16 protein-coding genes are annotated in these 14860 nt (G+C 68.3%); 10 read left to right on the forward strand and 6 right to left on the reverse strand.

Annotated features, from left to right (window positions below; genetic code table 11):
• Window positions 1-210: 210 nt before the first annotated feature.
• Entirely contained in the window at window positions 211-579 is a 369-nt protein-coding gene (locus ACIRC0_RS24925; protein WP_403619422.1) for a hypothetical protein, read from the reverse strand.
• Between the two features lie 274 nt (window positions 580-853).
• Here ACIRC0_RS24925 and ACIRC0_RS24930 point away from each other — a divergent pair, with 274 nt between their 5' ends.
• Window positions 854-1579, forward strand: coding sequence for an SDR family NAD(P)-dependent oxidoreductase (locus tag ACIRC0_RS24930; protein ID WP_403619425.1), 726 nt, complete (start codon window positions 854-856; stop codon window positions 1577-1579).
• A gap of 702 nt (window positions 1580-2281) precedes the next feature.
• Here ACIRC0_RS24930 and ACIRC0_RS24935 read toward each other — a convergent pair.
• Entirely contained in the window at window positions 2282-2524 is a 243-nt protein-coding gene (locus ACIRC0_RS24935; protein ID WP_403619426.1) for a hypothetical protein, read from the reverse strand.
• On the opposite strand from ACIRC0_RS24935, the gene ACIRC0_RS24940 reads away from it, so the two are divergent.
• From ACIRC0_RS24940 to ACIRC0_RS24955, 4 genes are all read left to right on the forward strand, one after another.
• Window positions 2523-3119: a polysaccharide deacetylase family protein gene (locus ACIRC0_RS24940; protein WP_403619429.1), complete on the forward strand. Its 597-nt coding sequence runs from the start codon at window positions 2523-2525 to the stop codon at window positions 3117-3119. The genes ACIRC0_RS24935 and ACIRC0_RS24940 overlap by 2 nt on opposite strands.
• Window positions 3120-3413: 294 nt before the next feature.
• Entirely contained in the window at window positions 3414-3581 is a 168-nt protein-coding gene (locus tag ACIRC0_RS24945) for a hypothetical protein (protein WP_403619433.1), read from the forward strand.
• Between the two features lie 70 nt (window positions 3582-3651).
• Window positions 3652-4062, forward strand: coding sequence for a hypothetical protein (locus ACIRC0_RS24950; protein ID WP_403619436.1), 411 nt, complete (start codon window positions 3652-3654; stop codon window positions 4060-4062).
• 79 nt (window positions 4063-4141) lie between these two features.
• Window positions 4142-5041: an amidohydrolase family protein gene (locus tag ACIRC0_RS24955; RefSeq protein WP_403619439.1), complete on the forward strand. Its 900-nt coding sequence runs from the start codon at window positions 4142-4144 to the stop codon at window positions 5039-5041.
• Window positions 5042-5254: 213 nt separating this feature from the next.
• Here ACIRC0_RS24955 and ACIRC0_RS24960 read toward each other — a convergent pair whose 3' ends face one another.
• Entirely contained in the window at window positions 5255-5722 is a 468-nt protein-coding gene (locus ACIRC0_RS24960) for a MarR family winged helix-turn-helix transcriptional regulator (RefSeq protein ID WP_403619441.1), read from the reverse strand.
• A 109-nt stretch (window positions 5723-5831) separates the two neighbouring features.
• Here ACIRC0_RS24960 and ACIRC0_RS24965 point away from each other — a divergent pair, with 109 nt between their 5' ends.
• On the forward strand, window positions 5832-6767 hold the full coding sequence (locus ACIRC0_RS24965; RefSeq protein ID WP_403619443.1) for an LLM class flavin-dependent oxidoreductase: 936 nt from the start codon (window positions 5832-5834) through the stop codon (window positions 6765-6767).
• Between the two features lie 157 nt (window positions 6768-6924).
• On the opposite strand, the gene ACIRC0_RS24970 is transcribed toward ACIRC0_RS24965, so the two are convergent.
• On the reverse strand, window positions 6925-7347 hold the full coding sequence (locus tag ACIRC0_RS24970) for an ATP-binding protein (protein WP_403619445.1): 423 nt from the start codon (window positions 7345-7347) through the stop codon (window positions 6925-6927).
• A 214-nt stretch (window positions 7348-7561) separates the two neighbouring features.
• Here ACIRC0_RS24970 and ACIRC0_RS24975 point away from each other — a divergent pair, with 214 nt between their 5' ends.
• Window positions 7562-7927, forward strand: coding sequence for an STAS domain-containing protein (locus tag ACIRC0_RS24975; protein ID WP_403619447.1), 366 nt, complete (start codon window positions 7562-7564; stop codon window positions 7925-7927).
• A 227-nt stretch (window positions 7928-8154) separates the two neighbouring features.
• Window positions 8155-8646 (forward strand): hemerythrin domain-containing protein, encoded by a 492-nt coding sequence (locus ACIRC0_RS24980; RefSeq protein ID WP_403619449.1) that lies wholly within the window; start codon window positions 8155-8157, stop codon window positions 8644-8646.
• 373 nt (window positions 8647-9019) lie between these two features.
• Here the strand turns inward: ACIRC0_RS24980 and ACIRC0_RS24985 are convergent, their stop codons facing one another.
• The gene (locus ACIRC0_RS24985) at window positions 9020-9994 is read right to left on the reverse strand and encodes a GlxA family transcriptional regulator (protein ID WP_403619451.1); all 975 of its coding nucleotides are present in this window, start codon (window positions 9992-9994) and stop codon (window positions 9020-9022) included.
• A gap of 138 nt (window positions 9995-10132) precedes the next feature.
• Here ACIRC0_RS24985 and ACIRC0_RS24990 point away from each other — a divergent pair, with 138 nt between their 5' ends.
• The gene (locus ACIRC0_RS24990) at window positions 10133-10771 is read left to right on the forward strand and encodes an HD domain-containing protein (RefSeq protein ID WP_403619453.1); all 639 of its coding nucleotides are present in this window, start codon (window positions 10133-10135) and stop codon (window positions 10769-10771) included.
• Between the two features lie 604 nt (window positions 10772-11375).
• Here the strand turns inward: ACIRC0_RS24990 and ACIRC0_RS24995 are convergent.
• Window positions 11376-12203: an alpha/beta fold hydrolase gene (locus tag ACIRC0_RS24995; RefSeq protein WP_403619455.1), complete on the reverse strand. Its 828-nt coding sequence runs from the start codon at window positions 12201-12203 to the stop codon at window positions 11376-11378.
• Window positions 12204-12826: 623 nt separating this feature from the next.
• On the opposite strand from ACIRC0_RS24995, the gene ACIRC0_RS25000 reads away from it, so the two are divergent.
• Window positions 12827-14776, forward strand: coding sequence for a SpoIIE family protein phosphatase (locus ACIRC0_RS25000; RefSeq protein WP_403619458.1), 1950 nt, complete (start codon window positions 12827-12829; stop codon window positions 14774-14776).
• Window positions 14777-14860: the final 84 nt, after the last annotated feature.

Below are 14860 nucleotides of genomic sequence, written 5' to 3' on the forward strand. Positions count from 1 at the left end.
GTCGGCCGACGCGGCGCGGCACGCGCACCCGCCTCGGCCGCGCTCGCGCCGTGGCACCGTCGAACTCACCGGCCTCAACGCCCTGATCCGTGACCTGGACAGCACGCATCACCGCGTGCACCCTGCCGACGGCCGAGGCCCACACCAAAGCCTGCGGCGGTCTGTGCTCGATCATCGTCCGCAACACTGTGGCCATCTGCTGACGTCTCGTCAGGTCAGCTGCGTCAGCCTGCCGGGCCGCCGAGAAGAGACTCCCCCCTTTGAAGGGAATATCTGGAAGGCCGTCAGGCGCGGCTGTCGCTGCTCGTGAGATTCGGCAGGACGCGGGGACGAGTGCGGAAAGCACGGACGCGGACGAGTGCCGGAAAGCATGGACGCGGAGGGAGTGATACGGCCCTGCACCAAACGGATGTAGCAGTTGGTGCTGATGGTGGCGAACACGGCCACCTCTTCCCGACGCAGCCCGGCCACCCGCCGTCGTCCGTCGGCCCCGGACAGACCGACCGCGGCGGGGGTGAGTTCGGCCCGGCGAGCCTTGAGGAATTCGCCCAGCGCGTTGAGATGTCCGCTGGTGGTCATGCCGTCCAGTCTCAGATCACCGGCAAGTCGGCAGGGTGGGACAGTTTTGTCCCTGGCTACCGTCCACTCGAAGTGGAACTCTCCGTTGCATGGAGACCTGCGGGCAAGGGCAGAGCGGAAGACGCGATATTTCTTGCTTCGGTTTCCGTATTCCGCGATCCCATTGGGGAGTGAGGAAGGCGCGGGGACGGCCGGTGCACGGTGCCAAAGCGGCCCTCACACTCCCGGCCGTGGCGCCCGCCCGGACATCGCGCCTACGAGAGGCGGTGCGACCGTGAGTCGGATCCTGGTGACCGGTTCCGCCGACGGCCTTGGACGAGCCGCGGCGGATTCGCTGCTGTCCGCTGGACACGAGGTGGTGGTGCACGCCCGCAACCAGGAGCGCGGTGCCGGCCTCGACCCGCTGGTCGCCCGTGGGGCGCACCTCGTGGTCGGCGACTTCACGGACCGTGACGCCGTACGGCGCATCGCCACCGAGCTGAACGACGCGGAGCCGCTCGACGCGGTCATCCACAACGCCGGGGTGTGGAGCGGGCCGGCGGTCATGCCGGTCAACATCATCGCCCCGTACCTGCTCACGGCCCTGCTGCGCGGACCGCGGCGCCTGGTGTACCTGAGCAGCAGCTCGCACTTCGGGGGGCGGCCCTCGCTCACCGGGATCGACTGGCAGGGGCGGAGTGCGGGCTCGTACGCCGACAGCAAGCTGTTCGTCACGACGCTTGCCGCCGCGGTGGCCCGCCTGCGCCCCGGGGTACTGAGCAACGCCGTGGACCCGGGCTGGGTACCGACCAGGATGGGCGGACCGAACGCACCGGACGACCTCGAACTCGGACATCAGACGCAGGAGTGGCTCGCCTCCAGCGACGACCCCGAGGCCCTGACCACCGGCGGATACTGGTACCACCGCCGGCGACTGCAGCCGCACCGCGCAGTCCACGACGAGCCGTTCCAGGACCTTCTCCTGCAGACATTGGCACAGGAGACGGGCACCGCGCTCTGAGCAAGCAGCGAAGCCTCCCCCGCCATCGGCAGGGGAGGCTCCTTGCGCTCCTCGAACGGGAGGCGTTCTCCGGCGCCCTCGACGACGACGGCGGCGTCCGGTGACAGACTCAGGGACCTCACGAGTGGGCCCTGGCCAATAAGCGGGCACCGCCAGAGCCATCCCGGAGTTCTGATCCACCCCGATTTCGATGCCGACGGCTTTGTTTTCGCCTCGTACCCCTTGTTTTCGCCTCGTGCCCCTTCATCTTAGGACGCAATGCGACATTCATCACAGATAGGAATTCTTAAGCAAGGCGGTACGAGTCCTTTATTGTGGTCGGACATCAGGCGCAAAACGGATGTACTGGCCACCATCGATAGCCGGGAGATTCGCGGCCGGGCGATGGAGCCCGCCGCCTGACCGGCCCCGGAGCGCTCGGAGCGACCGGTAGCCCCTGGGCACTGATGCACAGGGACGCAGATCTCCAGCGGACCCTGACCATGGACGCCGCCGCGCCGTCGGCCCGGCGGCGCGCCTGCGTTCAGCCCTGCGCGCGTCGGCGTGACCAGTACCAGCAGCGATTCGTGCACCGAGTGGTGCCGACGGAGGTAGATCTGTGGCATCGGCCAGAATAAAAGGGGCGACGGCAGCCGCCCTGACGGCGGCGATCGCGGGAGCCGCGCTCACGGCGTGCGGGCCGCACGCAGGCGGGCACACACCTCAGAGCTCTCCCAGCAGCGTGACTCCCTCGACGAAGCCCTCCTCCCCCAGGCCGCACTCGTCGTCCCGGGCGCCGTCGCCCTCGTCCGCTCCCCCGTCCGCGTCGGCATCCGGCCGCGCGGCAGGAGAAACGCACTCCGGCCGCACCGGAGGCTCCACCGCGCATCCGTCCGGGCCCGCTTCGCAGTCCGGCACGGCGAATGCCTTCGGGCGACTGCCGAGCGCCCCGACGGGCTCCGCCATGGTGGTCAGCCACGGGGTGGAGGGCAGCGGCAAGTCCGTAGCGCTCACCTTCGACGACGGCCCGGACCCGCGGTGGACCCCGCAGGTGCTGGCGCTCCTCGCCCAGCACCACGCGAAGGCCACCTTCTGCCAGGTCGGGCCGCTCGCCCAGAAGTACCCGTACCTGACCAAGGCGATCGTCGCGCGCGGGGACCGGCTGTGCGACCACTCCGTCCATCATGACGAGCAGCAGAGCCGCAAGCCGGCCGAGTACAACATCCACGAGATCGTCGACGCCGAGCGCGAGATAACCAACGCCGCGGGAAACGGCGCGAAGCCTGTGTACTACCGGGCACCCGGCGGCGACTGGAGCCCGACGATCCGGGCCATAGCCGGCGCCAACCACCTGCAGCCCCTTGGCTGGAGCGACGACGCCAACGACTGGCGGCGCCCGGGTGTGGACGGCATCCTGCGCAACATCAACCAGGACTTGCGCCCCGGCGCGATCATCCTGATGCACGACGGCGGCGGTGACCGTTCGCAGACGGTGCAGGCGCTCGCCCGTCTCCTCAACCAGCTGGACGCTCAGGGCTACAGCTACGGCTTCCCGGCCTGAGGTTGTCGTTGAGCCTTTGCTCAGGCCCTCCTCGTTGCCGACGCCACCCGTGACGGGCAGTATGGCGGCCGCTATGGCGGCCGCTCGGTGGGCCCAGCCGGTGCGGTCAGTCCAGGTCGGTGGTGCCGGCAGCGGCGGGGGCGGTTGCGTGCCCAGCGCTTGAAGTCGCCGACTCGGTAGAGGAGTTCGGCGCCGCGCTCGCCGACCGAGCCGGGCAAGTGTCGGGCCGTTGGTGCCGGCCGTGCACAGCAGCGCCGTCCCGGACAGGCCCAGAGCGGCGCCGGTCATCCAGCGGTGCGTGAGGCGGCGCCCGTCGACGACGCGCTCGATCAGGGCCGAGGCGAGCGGGGCCGAGCCGATCGACTTCTTCATGACGAAGGTGGCGGTCAGGCGCTGGACGCCGGGCAGGCGGGCGAGCTGCTGGTCGCAGAGCTGCTGGTAGGCGGCGAGGTCGAACCCTGATCACCACGATCGTCGTCGTAGGCGTCGTCCCCCCGGCGCCGCTCGGCCTGTCTGCCGGACCGCCCTCACCGTGGGCGGTGTCGCCTACCTGGTGTACGTCGACGCCCGCGTCCCTCGGGCCCCGATCGAGCCCGTGGCCGCCGAAATCAGCAGTACGGTTGCCGCCTGCCCGCGGCACTTCCTCGTGCGAGGGATCGGGGTCAGTGCCCTGTACCCCAAAGGCCCTGCTGATCTTCCTGTCGCCCCACCCGTAGTTCACCAAGCCCTGCGCAAGCCGACCCAGCCCTTGCAACTGGCCGCGCTGGGCGGCGTCTACGTCGTGACCCGCCCCCTGGCCCATGTCCCCCTCGGCTACGCCGCCGACCGGGCGCTGAGCGCGCGACCGGGGGCGGCCCGGGCCACGGCGAAGGTCGCGGGAGCCGCGATGATCCTCGTCGCCGGCCTCGCCCTCCTTGCCGAACGCGTCCTCCAGGGCTTCTGATACCCGAGGTTGGCGGGCTCGTTTCAGCGCCCTGATGCCGGTAGCAGTCGCAGGCCGTTCGAGAGAGAGGTAGTACCAGGTGAGTTCCCCCCGCACGGTCGTGAGCGAGGAGGCAGCTGCGGTCCGTCGCTTTTGGCGCGGGCTCGGTCTGCCCGGGCTGATCGACGTCCACACCCACTTCATGCCCGAGCGTGTCCTGCACAAGGTCTGGGACTACTTCGACACCAACGGGCCGCTGATCGGCGGCCTGGAGTGGCCGATCACCTACCGGAAGGAGGAGTCGGAGCGCACGTTGCTGCTGCGGGAGTTCGGCGTGCGGGCCTTCACCTCGATGCTCTACCCCCACAAGCCGGGGATGGCCCGGTGGCTGAACGGCTGGGCGGCCGACTTCGCCCGGCGCACCCCCGACTGCCTGCATACCGCCACCCTCTACCCCGAGCCCGACGTCGAGACCTACGTCCGCGAGGCCCTCGAAGCCGGCGCCAGGGTGTTCAAGGCGCACGTGCAGGTGGGGGCGTACGATCCGGCCGACGAGCGACTCCAGCAGGCGTGGGGACTGCTGGCCGAGGCCCGCGTCCCCGTGGTGATGCACTGCGGCTCAGGACCGGCGCCCGGAAAGCACACCGGCCCCGAACCCGTCGCGCGAGTGCTCGCCCGCCACCCGAAGCTGCGGCTGATCATCGCGCACATGGGCATGCCCGAGTACCAGGAGTTCCTCGATCTCGCCGAGCGATACGACGAGGTCCGGCTGGACACGACGATGACGTTCACCGACTTCACCGAGGAACTCGAGCCCTTCCCCCGCCAGGCCCTGCCCCGGCTCGCCGACCTCGGCAACCGAATCCTGCTCGGCTCCGACTTCCCCAACATCCCCTACCGCTACCTGCACCAGCTCCAGGCACTGGAACGGCTGGAAATCGGCCAGGAGTGGCTGCGGGCCGTGTGCCACGACAACGCAGCAGACCTGTTCGGACTCTGACGGGCCCGGGCGCTCTGGGTATGGCTGCCAAGGATGAGCCGCTGGACGGCTCACGGGACTTGGCCGCCCGGATCCCAGCCCTCGGCCGCACCGGACCGCTTCGAACGGGGTCAACTGGTCCACGCCCGAAGGCTGACGCCGCGTGATCCGGGGCGGTTGGAGACCGTCTCGCCCATTTTGCGGACGGCCAGGGATGTGGGTCGCCGCCGTCCCTCATGCCGAGTCAGACGCCTGGCCATCTCTCGTCGGGGCACCGACAACGGACTGCAGGGCACGGACCAAGCACGTGGCGTCTGTTCTGGACAGCGGGGCGAGGAACCGGCGTTCCATCTCCTGGCGGGCGATTTCGGCGTCGCGAAGGCGCTCCCGTCCGGCCGGCGTCAGCTGCACGATGTTCTTGCGCCGGTCCTGCGGACTGCGGCGGCGCTCGACGAGCTCCTTGCCCTCCAAAGCGTCGATGAGGGCCACCATCGTCGTGCGGTCGATGCCCAGCTTGCTCGACGCCTCCAGTTGAGACAGCTCGTCATGCGCGTCGAGGACGGCGAGAACCGCCAGTTCACGGCCGTCGATCCCGTGCGGTGCCAAGGCCCGCGCGGACTCTTCGGTCAACCGCAGGTACGCGTGCTTCAGCAGATAACCGAGGCGGGAGGAGAGGACCTCGGGCGGTGCGTCGCGAGTCATGGCCGCAGGGTATCCGGGGACTGATGGTCAGCGATACTGACGATCCGCTACGGTGATGATGGCGTCACCGTCAATGGCGGCGCGTCGACTCGAAGGGCGCGTGACAACCATGTCCGACCAGCAGCTCCCCTCCCTGACGTTCGGAATCAAGACCACCCCGATGCGGGTTCCCTACGAGGACATCCTCCGCGTGTGGCAGGAGGCCGACGACCTGCCCGACATCGCGGACGCCTGGCTGTGGGACCACCTCATGCCGGTCGCCGGCCCCAAGGACGGGCACGTCCTCGAAGGATGGACGCTGCTGAGCGCCCTGGCCGCCAGAACCCGGCGGCTGCGCCTGGGCCTGCTCGTGACGAGCAACCGGCTCCGGCCACCCGCCCTCCTCGGCAAAATCGCCACAACAGTCGACGTGATCTCCGGCGGCCGCCTGATCATGGGCCTCGGCGTGGGCGGCACCGTGCAGCCACCCGACGCGGGCGGCATCGCCGGCGAGAATCCGGCCGTCGCGGAGTACGGGGCCTACGGCCTCACGCTCGTCCCGCCCGCCGAAGGCATCGCCCGCTTGGAGGAAACCATCACCATCCTCCGCAGCATGTGGACTCGGGACGTGTTCGACTTCCACGGGCGCTACTACACCCTGACCGGCAACCGCAACGAGCCGAAGCCTGTTCAGCAGTCAGGACCGCCGCTGCTGATCGGCGGCTGGGGAAACAGGACGCTCCGCGTGGTCGCCGAGCAGGCCGACATCTGGAACATCCCCGGACCGCCGCACAACACGCTGGACTACATCACCGAGCGCAGTGCCGTTCTGGACGACCACTGCGCCGCCATCGGCCGTGATCCGCGGACGATCACCCGCTCCGTGCAGTACATCGTCTCCTACGACGACCCGGCCACCGACCGCAAGGCCATCACGGAGCTCATCGCCGCAGGCGTGACCCACATCGTGCTGAGCCTGCGGAGCCCCTATCCCTCACAGGCCGCGCGGTGGCTCGTCGACGAGATCATCACGCCAGTGCGCAGCGCAGCCGGAGAACTCCGATGACCGGGCTGTCTGCCACCCGGTAGGACTCTCCTGTGCACGGCCGCAGCAGCCGTGATCACTACCACGCACCCTGGTCCCGGTCGTCGCGCGGCTGTTTCGCCTGACCGGCGTGGGCGAGCTGTTCGGCCTTCGCTTGCCTGCCCGTGCCGTCCTGGCCCTACAAGGCGCGGTATCCGGGGGCGCCGGGGCCGTCCATCAGGGCGATGCGCGCGGCGATGCGCTTGCCCACCGGCTCACGCGCCACCTCGAAAGCCTCCGCGACGGCCATCACGATCTCCAGGCCGTGCTGGCCCACCCGGCCGGGATCCGCCGCCCGGGCCACCGGCAGCACCGGATCCGAATCCCACACCGTCACCTCGACCAGTTCATCGACGATCCGCAGGTCCATCAGCACCGGGCCCGGCGCGTACTTGCGGGCGTTGGTGACCAGCTCACTCACCACCAGCTGCGTCACCTCGATCGCACGGGCCGACACCGACAGCCCGTGCTTCGCCTGCACGTCGGCCAGGAACTGGACAGCCAGGTGGCGGGCCTCGGCGATACAGGTACCGTCCTCGTCCAAGGCCACCGTGGTCTGCATCGGCTCAGCCTCCGGCGTGACGCCCCCCTCCCCCACAGGCACTGATTCCATACAGTCCGTCCTCACCCTTCACGCCCCGCCGCGTACCCACCGCCGGCAGCATCACGCCCTGGCTGCCCCGCCTGGCTCAACCCCTCACAGGGCCGGCCCGTACGATGCAGGTCGGCCCGCCGGGAGAACCGGCCTGTAAGTATCCGACAGCGTGGAGGGAAGCGTGGCGGACACCGGAAAAGCGCACCAGCCCGACCATCTGTCGGTCGTGGCCACCTCCACCGACGGCATCCACGTGCTCACGGTGGCAGGCGAAATCGACCACGACACAGCCCTGCCCCTCCAGCAGGCCCTCGATCTCTCCCGTCTGGGTTCTCCTCCCCGAGTGGTCATCGACATGCGGCAGGTCACCTTCATGGACTCCGCCGGCATCAACCTGCTCGTCGCCGCGCACCAGGCCACCACACAGGCCGGCGGCTGGCTGCGCCTCGCGAGCGCTCAGGACTCCGTCATGCGCACCCTGCAGATCGTCGAACTCGACACGATCATCAACTGCTACCCCACCCTCCGCGACGCCCTCCACCGCTGACCGGCTCGGCCAGGCCCGGTGCAGGCGTCACGCCTGAGCACGAGGAGCGGGAGCTTCTTCACGTCTGCGTGCCGGAGGGGCTGATGGACCTGCGCAGGAGGAAGCGGGCAGGACCGGACGGGGCATCGAAGGGCCGTCGTGGCCGCGGCGCCGTCAAGCCATCAATGCAGACGGTGAGGGTAGGGGGTAGTGACCCCAACCGTTCGCAACGAAAGTGGTGCCCTGCCATGGCCGAGACACAGGACGTCGTCGAGCTCATCCTTCAGGACCACCGGCGCATGGAGGACCTGTTCCGCCTGATGCGCAGCGTCGAGGCCGACCGGGCCGCCGCACTCCAGGAGTTCGCGGACCTGCTGATCGCCCACGCGCTGGCCGAGGAGGCCAAGGTCTATCCCGCCCTGAAGAGGTACAAGAACATCGACGACGAAGAGGTCGAACACGGCGAGCACGAGCATGACGAGGGCAACAAGGCCCTGCTGGACCTCCTGGAGGTGGAGGAGGTCGGCTCCGAGGAGTGGGACTCCAAGCTGGAGGAACTGGTGGAGGCCGTCACCCACCACGCCGACGAGGAGGAGCGCACCATCCTCAACGGCGCGCGCGAGAACGTGGCGATGGAGCGGCGTGAGGAACTGGGAGCGGCGTTCCGGGAGGAGCGCGAGCGTCAGCTGAAGACCGGCTGCGGATCGGTCGACAACGTGCGCCGCATCGTCAACTCCTGACCGTGCCCCATTGCGGGGCGTCCCGCGCCGGGGGCAGGGCCCCGGGTCCGGCTGCACGGCCCGGACCGGCCCGGCGCGGGCCGCCTCCAGCGCGGCCAGGTGTACCCAGGCTGAGCCCGCCGCGGTGACCAGCGGAAGATGACGGCCGAGGCTGTCCGGGCGAGGGCCGTGCCCACGGGGCCTCCAGGACCGTCGCACGGCTGGCGACCAGCACCAGCACCAGCACCGACCGGCACCAGCACCAGCACCAGCACCGCCTGAGACTCCTGATACGCCACCGCCCGGACGATCTCCTCCGCAAGAATCCCGCGCCGGCCACTGCTTCCTGTGCCGGTCCGCCTGCGGCACAAGGGGGATGTCGAAGCCGGTGGTCCTACCCGTCGTTGCCGCGGCGCGCCGTGGCGAAGCGGCGCTGGTAGGCCGCAGGGCTGATCGACAGCTCTCTGGCGAAGACCCTCCGCAGGCTTTCGTAGCTGGGGAAGCCAGCGAGGGCGGCCGCCTGCGTAGCGGTGTGCCCCTGGTCGAGCAGGGCTTTCGCCATGTCGAAACGTATCGATTCCACGTAGCGGGCCGGGGTGGTGGACAGCTCGTCGCGAAAGAGCCGGGTGAGATGGCGAGGGCTCAGGTTGAGGTGCTTCGCGAGCTCACCGAGTGAGTGGTTCCCCGGGGGATCCGCCGTCACCAGGTCGGTGATCTTGCGGAGCGCCGGTGTGCGGGGTGGTGGTCCTTGCAGCGGGGCGGAGAACTGTGACTGGCCGCCCGAGCGCTGCAGGTAGACCACCAGGGCGCGGGCCACGTCGCGAGTGAGGTCGGGGCCGTGGTCCTCCTCCACGAGCGCCAGTGCCAGGTCGATGCCGGCGGTGACGCCTGCCGAGGTGTATGTGGTGCCGTCTCTCACATAGATCGCGTCGGGTTCGACGCGGGTGGCCGGGCAGCGCGCGGCGAGCTGGTGAGTGACCTTCCAGTGCGTGGTCGCACGCTTGCCTTCCAGGAGACCAGCGGCGCCGAGGACGAAGGCTCCCGTGCAGATCGAAGCGGTCCTTGCCGCTCGGGCGGACAGGGTCCGAGCGGCCCGGGCCAGATCATGGGCGACCGGGGTACTCGGGTAGAGGTCCGCGCCGGCCACAAGGAACGTGTGGGGGTCCCGTTCGGACTCGGCGTCGTCGTCGACCGCGATCCGGATCCCGTTCGATGAGACGACGTCGGCACCGTTCGGTGACACCAGCACGACCCGATAGTGGGCGCCAAGCCGATTCGCCTCGGCGAACACCTCGGCGGGGCCGGCGACATCCAGCAGTTTGACCCCGTCGTACACCAGGATCGCGACCCGATGTGTGTGGGAGCTCATCGTCACCTTCCTTGCGTGTCCGGATTCGGGTGGTTCACGGCCGGACCGAGGCGGCGTGGAAGGCCGGTGGTCGGCATCGTTGAAGAAAGCATCCGTCCAGTGCAGCACAAAAAAGATACCCGAAGGGGCGCAGAGCTCATGACCGAAATCGTCGCGGGCGTAGAGGTTCCCGAGACCCCGGCGGCCGCCCAAGCCACCCGGCTCATACGGGAGAAAACCAGCCCCCTTATTTTCCACCACTCCCGGCGCGTCTTCTTCTTCGGCGCGATTCAGGCTCGCGAGCTCGGTCTGGAACCCGATCCCGAGCTGCTCTACCTCTCGGCCCTTTTCCACGATTCCGGCCTCTTGACGCCGTTTTCCGACACGGAGCAGCGTTTCGAGCTCGACGGCGCCGACCACGCGCGCAAGTTTCTGCTCGACCATGGTTTCTCGACCGCGGCCACCGACACGGTGTGGATGGCGATTGCGCTGCACACGACGCCCGGAATTCCGGGCCGACTGGGACCGGAGATCGCCGCCACGAACTTCGGAGTACTGACCGATGTGGTCGGCCTGGGGCTGGACAGGATGGATCCCGGCGAGGTGGAGGAAATCACCGCCCTCCATCCACGGGGTGATTTCAAGAACGAGTTTCTGCAGGCTTTCGTCGAAGGGCTCAAAAACCGTCCCGACACCACGTACGGAACCGTGAACCAGGACGTGCTGGAGCATTTCATTCCGGGTTTCCGGCGCGAGACCATGGTCGAGCGCATCATTGGTTCGCCTTGGTCCAAGTGACCGGCACGCACGCCGCACCGGGTCATGCGATGACTCACGGCCATCGCCGTACCCGCGGCCGTCGTCTCGGACCCGGGCTGCCTGTGCCGTGCCGACATGCGCACCGTCGTGATGACGGCCTCAGTCGTGATCATGCCGGTGGCCTTCGCCATGTACGTCGCGGGCCTGCTCGAATCCCTGCCGGCGACCGGATCGCCGAGTGACCGGCCGGGTCGCCGACCGGTGCTGGTCGAGGCTCCCAGGTACACGAATGCGCAACCTGTCCGGCCCTCCGCACGGCCACCGTGTGTTCACAGCCTCGCGGTGAATTCCAGCGGCATGATGTGCACGGCGGGGCGCGAGCGCAGGAATTCGCCGGATCGGGTGAGGAAGTCGTCGACGTCTTCGGTGAGATGCCGGTCGTCCGCGCCTGCTTCTTACTCCCTGAGGAACTCGGCTGCGTCGATCGCCGCACGTACCGTCGCACCGCCCTCTCACTCCACGCCGTAGTCGCCGGTCGGCCTGCGCCAGGTGCACACCATGCCATCAGCGACTACCGCGCCCTTCCTGCGGCGCCGTGAAGTTGCGGCGCAGCGCAGTGGCCGGGCGACGCGGCGTGGTCCGGTCAGCCGCGTGCGAATTCGAGGAGGTCGGCGTTGAACCGATCCGCGAACTCGGGAACCATCGACAAGCCGTGCGGAGCACCCTGGTAGACCTTGAAGGCCACGTCCTTCACGAGCTTTGACGACTTATTCGCGGATGCCACGATGGGAACGATCTGGTCATCGTCGCCGTGAATGATCAGCGTGGGGATGTCGAACTTCTTGAGGTCCTCGGTGAGGTCGGTCTCGGAGAACGCCTTGATGCAGTCGTGGGCGCCCTTGATGCCCACCGTCATGCTCCAGAGCCAGAACTCGTCGCGAGTCCCCTGAGAAACGGTCGCTCCCTCGCGGTTGGCGCCGTAGAAGGGAGCACTGAGGTCCTTGTAGAACTGGGAACGGTCCGTCAGCACGCCTTTTCGGATCTCGTCGAAGACGTCGATCGGCAGCCCCTCCGGGTTCGCTTCCGTCTTGAGCATCAACGGGGGGATCGCGCCGAGCAGAACCGCCTTGGTGACACGACTCGAGCCGTGTCGGCCGATATAGCGCGTGACCTCTCCCCCACCGGTCGAGTGGCCGACCAGGATGACGTCGCGAAGGTCGAGGGCCTCGATGACCGCGGCCAGATCCTCTGCGTACGTGTCGAGGTCGTTCCCCTGCCAGGGCTGGCCCGAGCGTCCACCCCCACGCCGGTCGTGGGCCACGACCCGGAAGCCATGGTCCGCCATCAGCTTCAGCTGCGGATCCCACGCGTCCGCGATCAGTGGCCAGCCGTGGGAGAAAACGACCGGCGGGCCCGATCCCCAGTCCTTGAAGTAGATCTGTGTGCCGTCCTTGGCAGTGGCAAAGGCCATGATTGCCTCTCTAGCATTTGTCCGGAACTCCGCCCTGCATGCCTGCATGGGAATTCTGTGCCCGAGCCGCACTTGGAATGTCACGCCACGACCAGCAGTGGACGCCCATCGGAAGCGACGGATAGGCAGGCAGCGGAAGGCGGCCGATGAGCACGTCGTCTTGTCACGCTACTCGGAAAGCCCCTCTTGAGCGCGTCGGGCAGGCCACAGCGCCCCCATACATCTCATCCGAAGGCCGCCGCTGTCACCAGGCGGCGGGGGCCTCTCGCCTCACGAGGTCGCAAGGGGTCGCTGGACCGGGTGCGGTCCGCGCGGCCAACGGCCGGCTGGGCAAGGATCCGGCAGGTCTCTGCGAAGCGGACGTCGGCGCCGCCCACGACCGAGTGCGCCGACGCAGTCACGCGCGTCGGCCTCAGCAGTCCCGGCGAGTGCTGGGTGCTCCCGCAGCGTCCCCTTCGGGCGGGGCGATCGCGTCGAGCCTTGGATCAGCGCGGCCCCCTGCCGTGGAGCGGTCGGCACATGCGCGGGATAGTTGCAGTATGTCCACTGATGGTCCTACGAGACCTTCCGCTGAAGAGCGGGCTGTGGAACCGGGTGACGTCCTGGCAGTGCTCAGTGCCGACATGACGGTCTCCGTGTGGACCGGGACCGCCGAACGCCTATGGGGCTATTCGGCTGACCAAGTGCTACACAGTCCCGCCAAGGAGCTGCTGGTTTCGGGCGCCCCGGAAGTTCCCCGTGTCTTTGCGGGCAGCCCCTGGTCGGGGCGGGTGCGGATCCGCCGCCGCGACGGCCAGGAGGCAACCGCGGATCTGCGGGTTACTCCCCTGGACGCTGTCGGCGGCGCGGGTTGGCTCGTATGGGGGCCGAACACCTTTGGCCGGCCAGGCCTGGATCCGGCTGCGGTGGATGCCCTTTTTCACCACTCGCCGATCAGTCTGGCCATCTGGGACCGGGAATTGCGCTGTGTCTGGTTCAACGACAGCGTTCACAACCGGGACATCTACAGTTCCGAGCCGGAGCTGGGCGGCTATGTCACCGACGTCGTCCGTGCTCGTCACCCAGAGTTTCTGGAATGCGCCATGGCGTACGTCTTGTCGAACGGCGTGCCGCTCCTCGGGCACGAACTGTGGCCGGCCGAGGCTCGGGCTCACGACCGTTACTACAGTGTTGCCTTGATCCGTCTCGATGGGCCGGACGGTCGACCACTGGGCGTCTGTTCTGTGGCTGTGCAGGCCGGCATCGGGCAGGAACGCGGACGACTGCGCTTGCTCAATGAAGCGAAAAGCCGCATCGGCACAGATGTGGACCCGTTGGTCACCAGCCAGAGGCTGGCGGAGACAGCGGTACCGAACCTCGCCGACTACGTCACCATCGACCTCGTCGAGGCCGTGCCGCTGGACAAGGAGCCGTTGAGACGCCTGAAGTCCACCGATACGAGCATCCCCGGCTTCTACCGCGCCGGCGCCGCTTCCATTCACGACGATCTTCGCGAGTCTCTCTGGGCGCGCGGAACGCCGGTCTACGTCCCGCGTGCATCGCCTTTCACCACCGTACTCAAGAAACACAGGTCCTACTTCGAGCCTGTTCTCGACACCTCCCCCGGCACTTGGCTCGACAACGACCCGGATCGGGCCCAGGTGATTCACCGGACCGGAATGCATTCCCTCATGATCGTCCCCCTGCAGGCCCGCGGTGCGATACTCGGCATCGCCGTCTTCGTACGCAGCCAGAACCCGGTCCCGTTCAGCAGGGCGGACCTTACTCTTGCCGAGGAACTCGCGGCCCGGGCCGCACTGATCATCGACAACGCCCTGCGATACACGCGAGAGCGAACGGCCGCGCTTGCGATACAACGCGAGCTGATGCCGCACCACTTGTCAGGCGGCAGCACAGTCGAGGTGGCCACCCGCTACCTGCCCGCCGACACGCACGGCGGCGTCGGCGGCGACTGGTTCGACGTCATCCAACTGTCCGATGCCCGCGTCGCCCTGGTCGTTGGAGACGTTGTCGGTCACGGCATCAACGCAGCTGTGACCATGGGACGCCTGCGCGCCACGACCCGTGCGCTCAGCAAGTTGGAAGTGCCGCCGGCCGAATTGCTGCGCCTCATGGATGAACTCTCCGTCGACATCGCCCGTGACCGTTTCGACGAAGGCGCCTCCACACCATCGGCTGTGGGAGCCACCTGCCTCTACGGTGTGTACGACCCGAAATCTCAGCGGTGCACCATGTCCAGTGCCGGCCATCCCCCGCCCGCGATCATCTCCCCGGACGGATCGGTCGACTTCGCCGAAGTACCTCCCGGTGCACCCATCGGGGTGGGGCTGGGCTCCTTCGAATCGACCGAAGTGGAACTACCGGACAGTAGCGTGATAGGGCTGTACAGCGACGGTCTGATCGAGATGGACCACGACGTCGACCGTGGACTGCAGCGGTTGCGCGCCGCTCTCGCCGGCCCCGTTTCCAGTCTGGACGACCTGTGCGCATCGGTCGTCGACACCCTGGCCCCTGACGGACCGGTGGACGACGACATCGCGCTCCTTCTGGCCCGCACCCACCCCTGCCGCTGACTGGCGCGTGTCGTGAAAGTGCTTGCTGTGGGTGCCAGGGCGAGCGGGGCGACGACCATTGATCAACCCGACTGGGCTTCGTAC

The organism is Streptomyces sp. NPDC093984, assembly GCF_044764595.1.
In the GTDB taxonomy this organism is placed as follows: domain Bacteria; phylum Actinomycetota; class Actinomycetes; order Streptomycetales; family Streptomycetaceae; genus Streptomyces; species Streptomyces cynarae.

Coding starts and splice junctions, on each gene's coding strand:
- ACIRC0_RS24925 (WP_403619422.1), bottom strand. CDS start 579: ATGACCACCAGCGGACATCTCAACGCGCTGGGCGAATTCCTCAAGGCT.
- ACIRC0_RS24940 (WP_403619429.1), top strand. CDS start 2,523: ATGGTGGTCAGCCACGGGGTGGAGGGCAGCGGCAAGTCCGTAGCGCTC.
- ACIRC0_RS24935 (WP_403619426.1), bottom strand. CDS start 2,524: ATGGCGGAGCCCGTCGGGGCGCTCGGCAGTCGCCCGAAGGCATTCGCC.
- ACIRC0_RS24960 (WP_403619441.1), bottom strand. CDS start 5,722: ATGACTCGCGACGCACCGCCCGAGGTCCTCTCCTCCCGCCTCGGTTAT.
- ACIRC0_RS24965 (WP_403619443.1), top strand. CDS start 5,832: ATGTCCGACCAGCAGCTCCCCTCCCTGACGTTCGGAATCAAGACCACC.
- ACIRC0_RS24970 (WP_403619445.1), bottom strand. CDS start 7,347: ATGCAGACCACGGTGGCCTTGGACGAGGACGGTACCTGTATCGCCGAG.
- ACIRC0_RS24980 (WP_403619449.1), top strand. CDS start 8,155: ATGGCCGAGACACAGGACGTCGTCGAGCTCATCCTTCAGGACCACCGG.
- ACIRC0_RS24985 (WP_403619451.1), bottom strand. CDS start 9,994: ATGAGCTCCCACACACATCGGGTCGCGATCCTGGTGTACGACGGGGTC.
- ACIRC0_RS24990 (WP_403619453.1), top strand. CDS start 10,133: ATGACCGAAATCGTCGCGGGCGTAGAGGTTCCCGAGACCCCGGCGGCC.
- ACIRC0_RS24995 (WP_403619455.1), bottom strand. CDS start 12,203: ATGGCCTTTGCCACTGCCAAGGACGGCACACAGATCTACTTCAAGGAC.
- ACIRC0_RS25000 (WP_403619458.1), top strand. CDS start 12,827: ATGACGGTCTCCGTGTGGACCGGGACCGCCGAACGCCTATGGGGCTAT.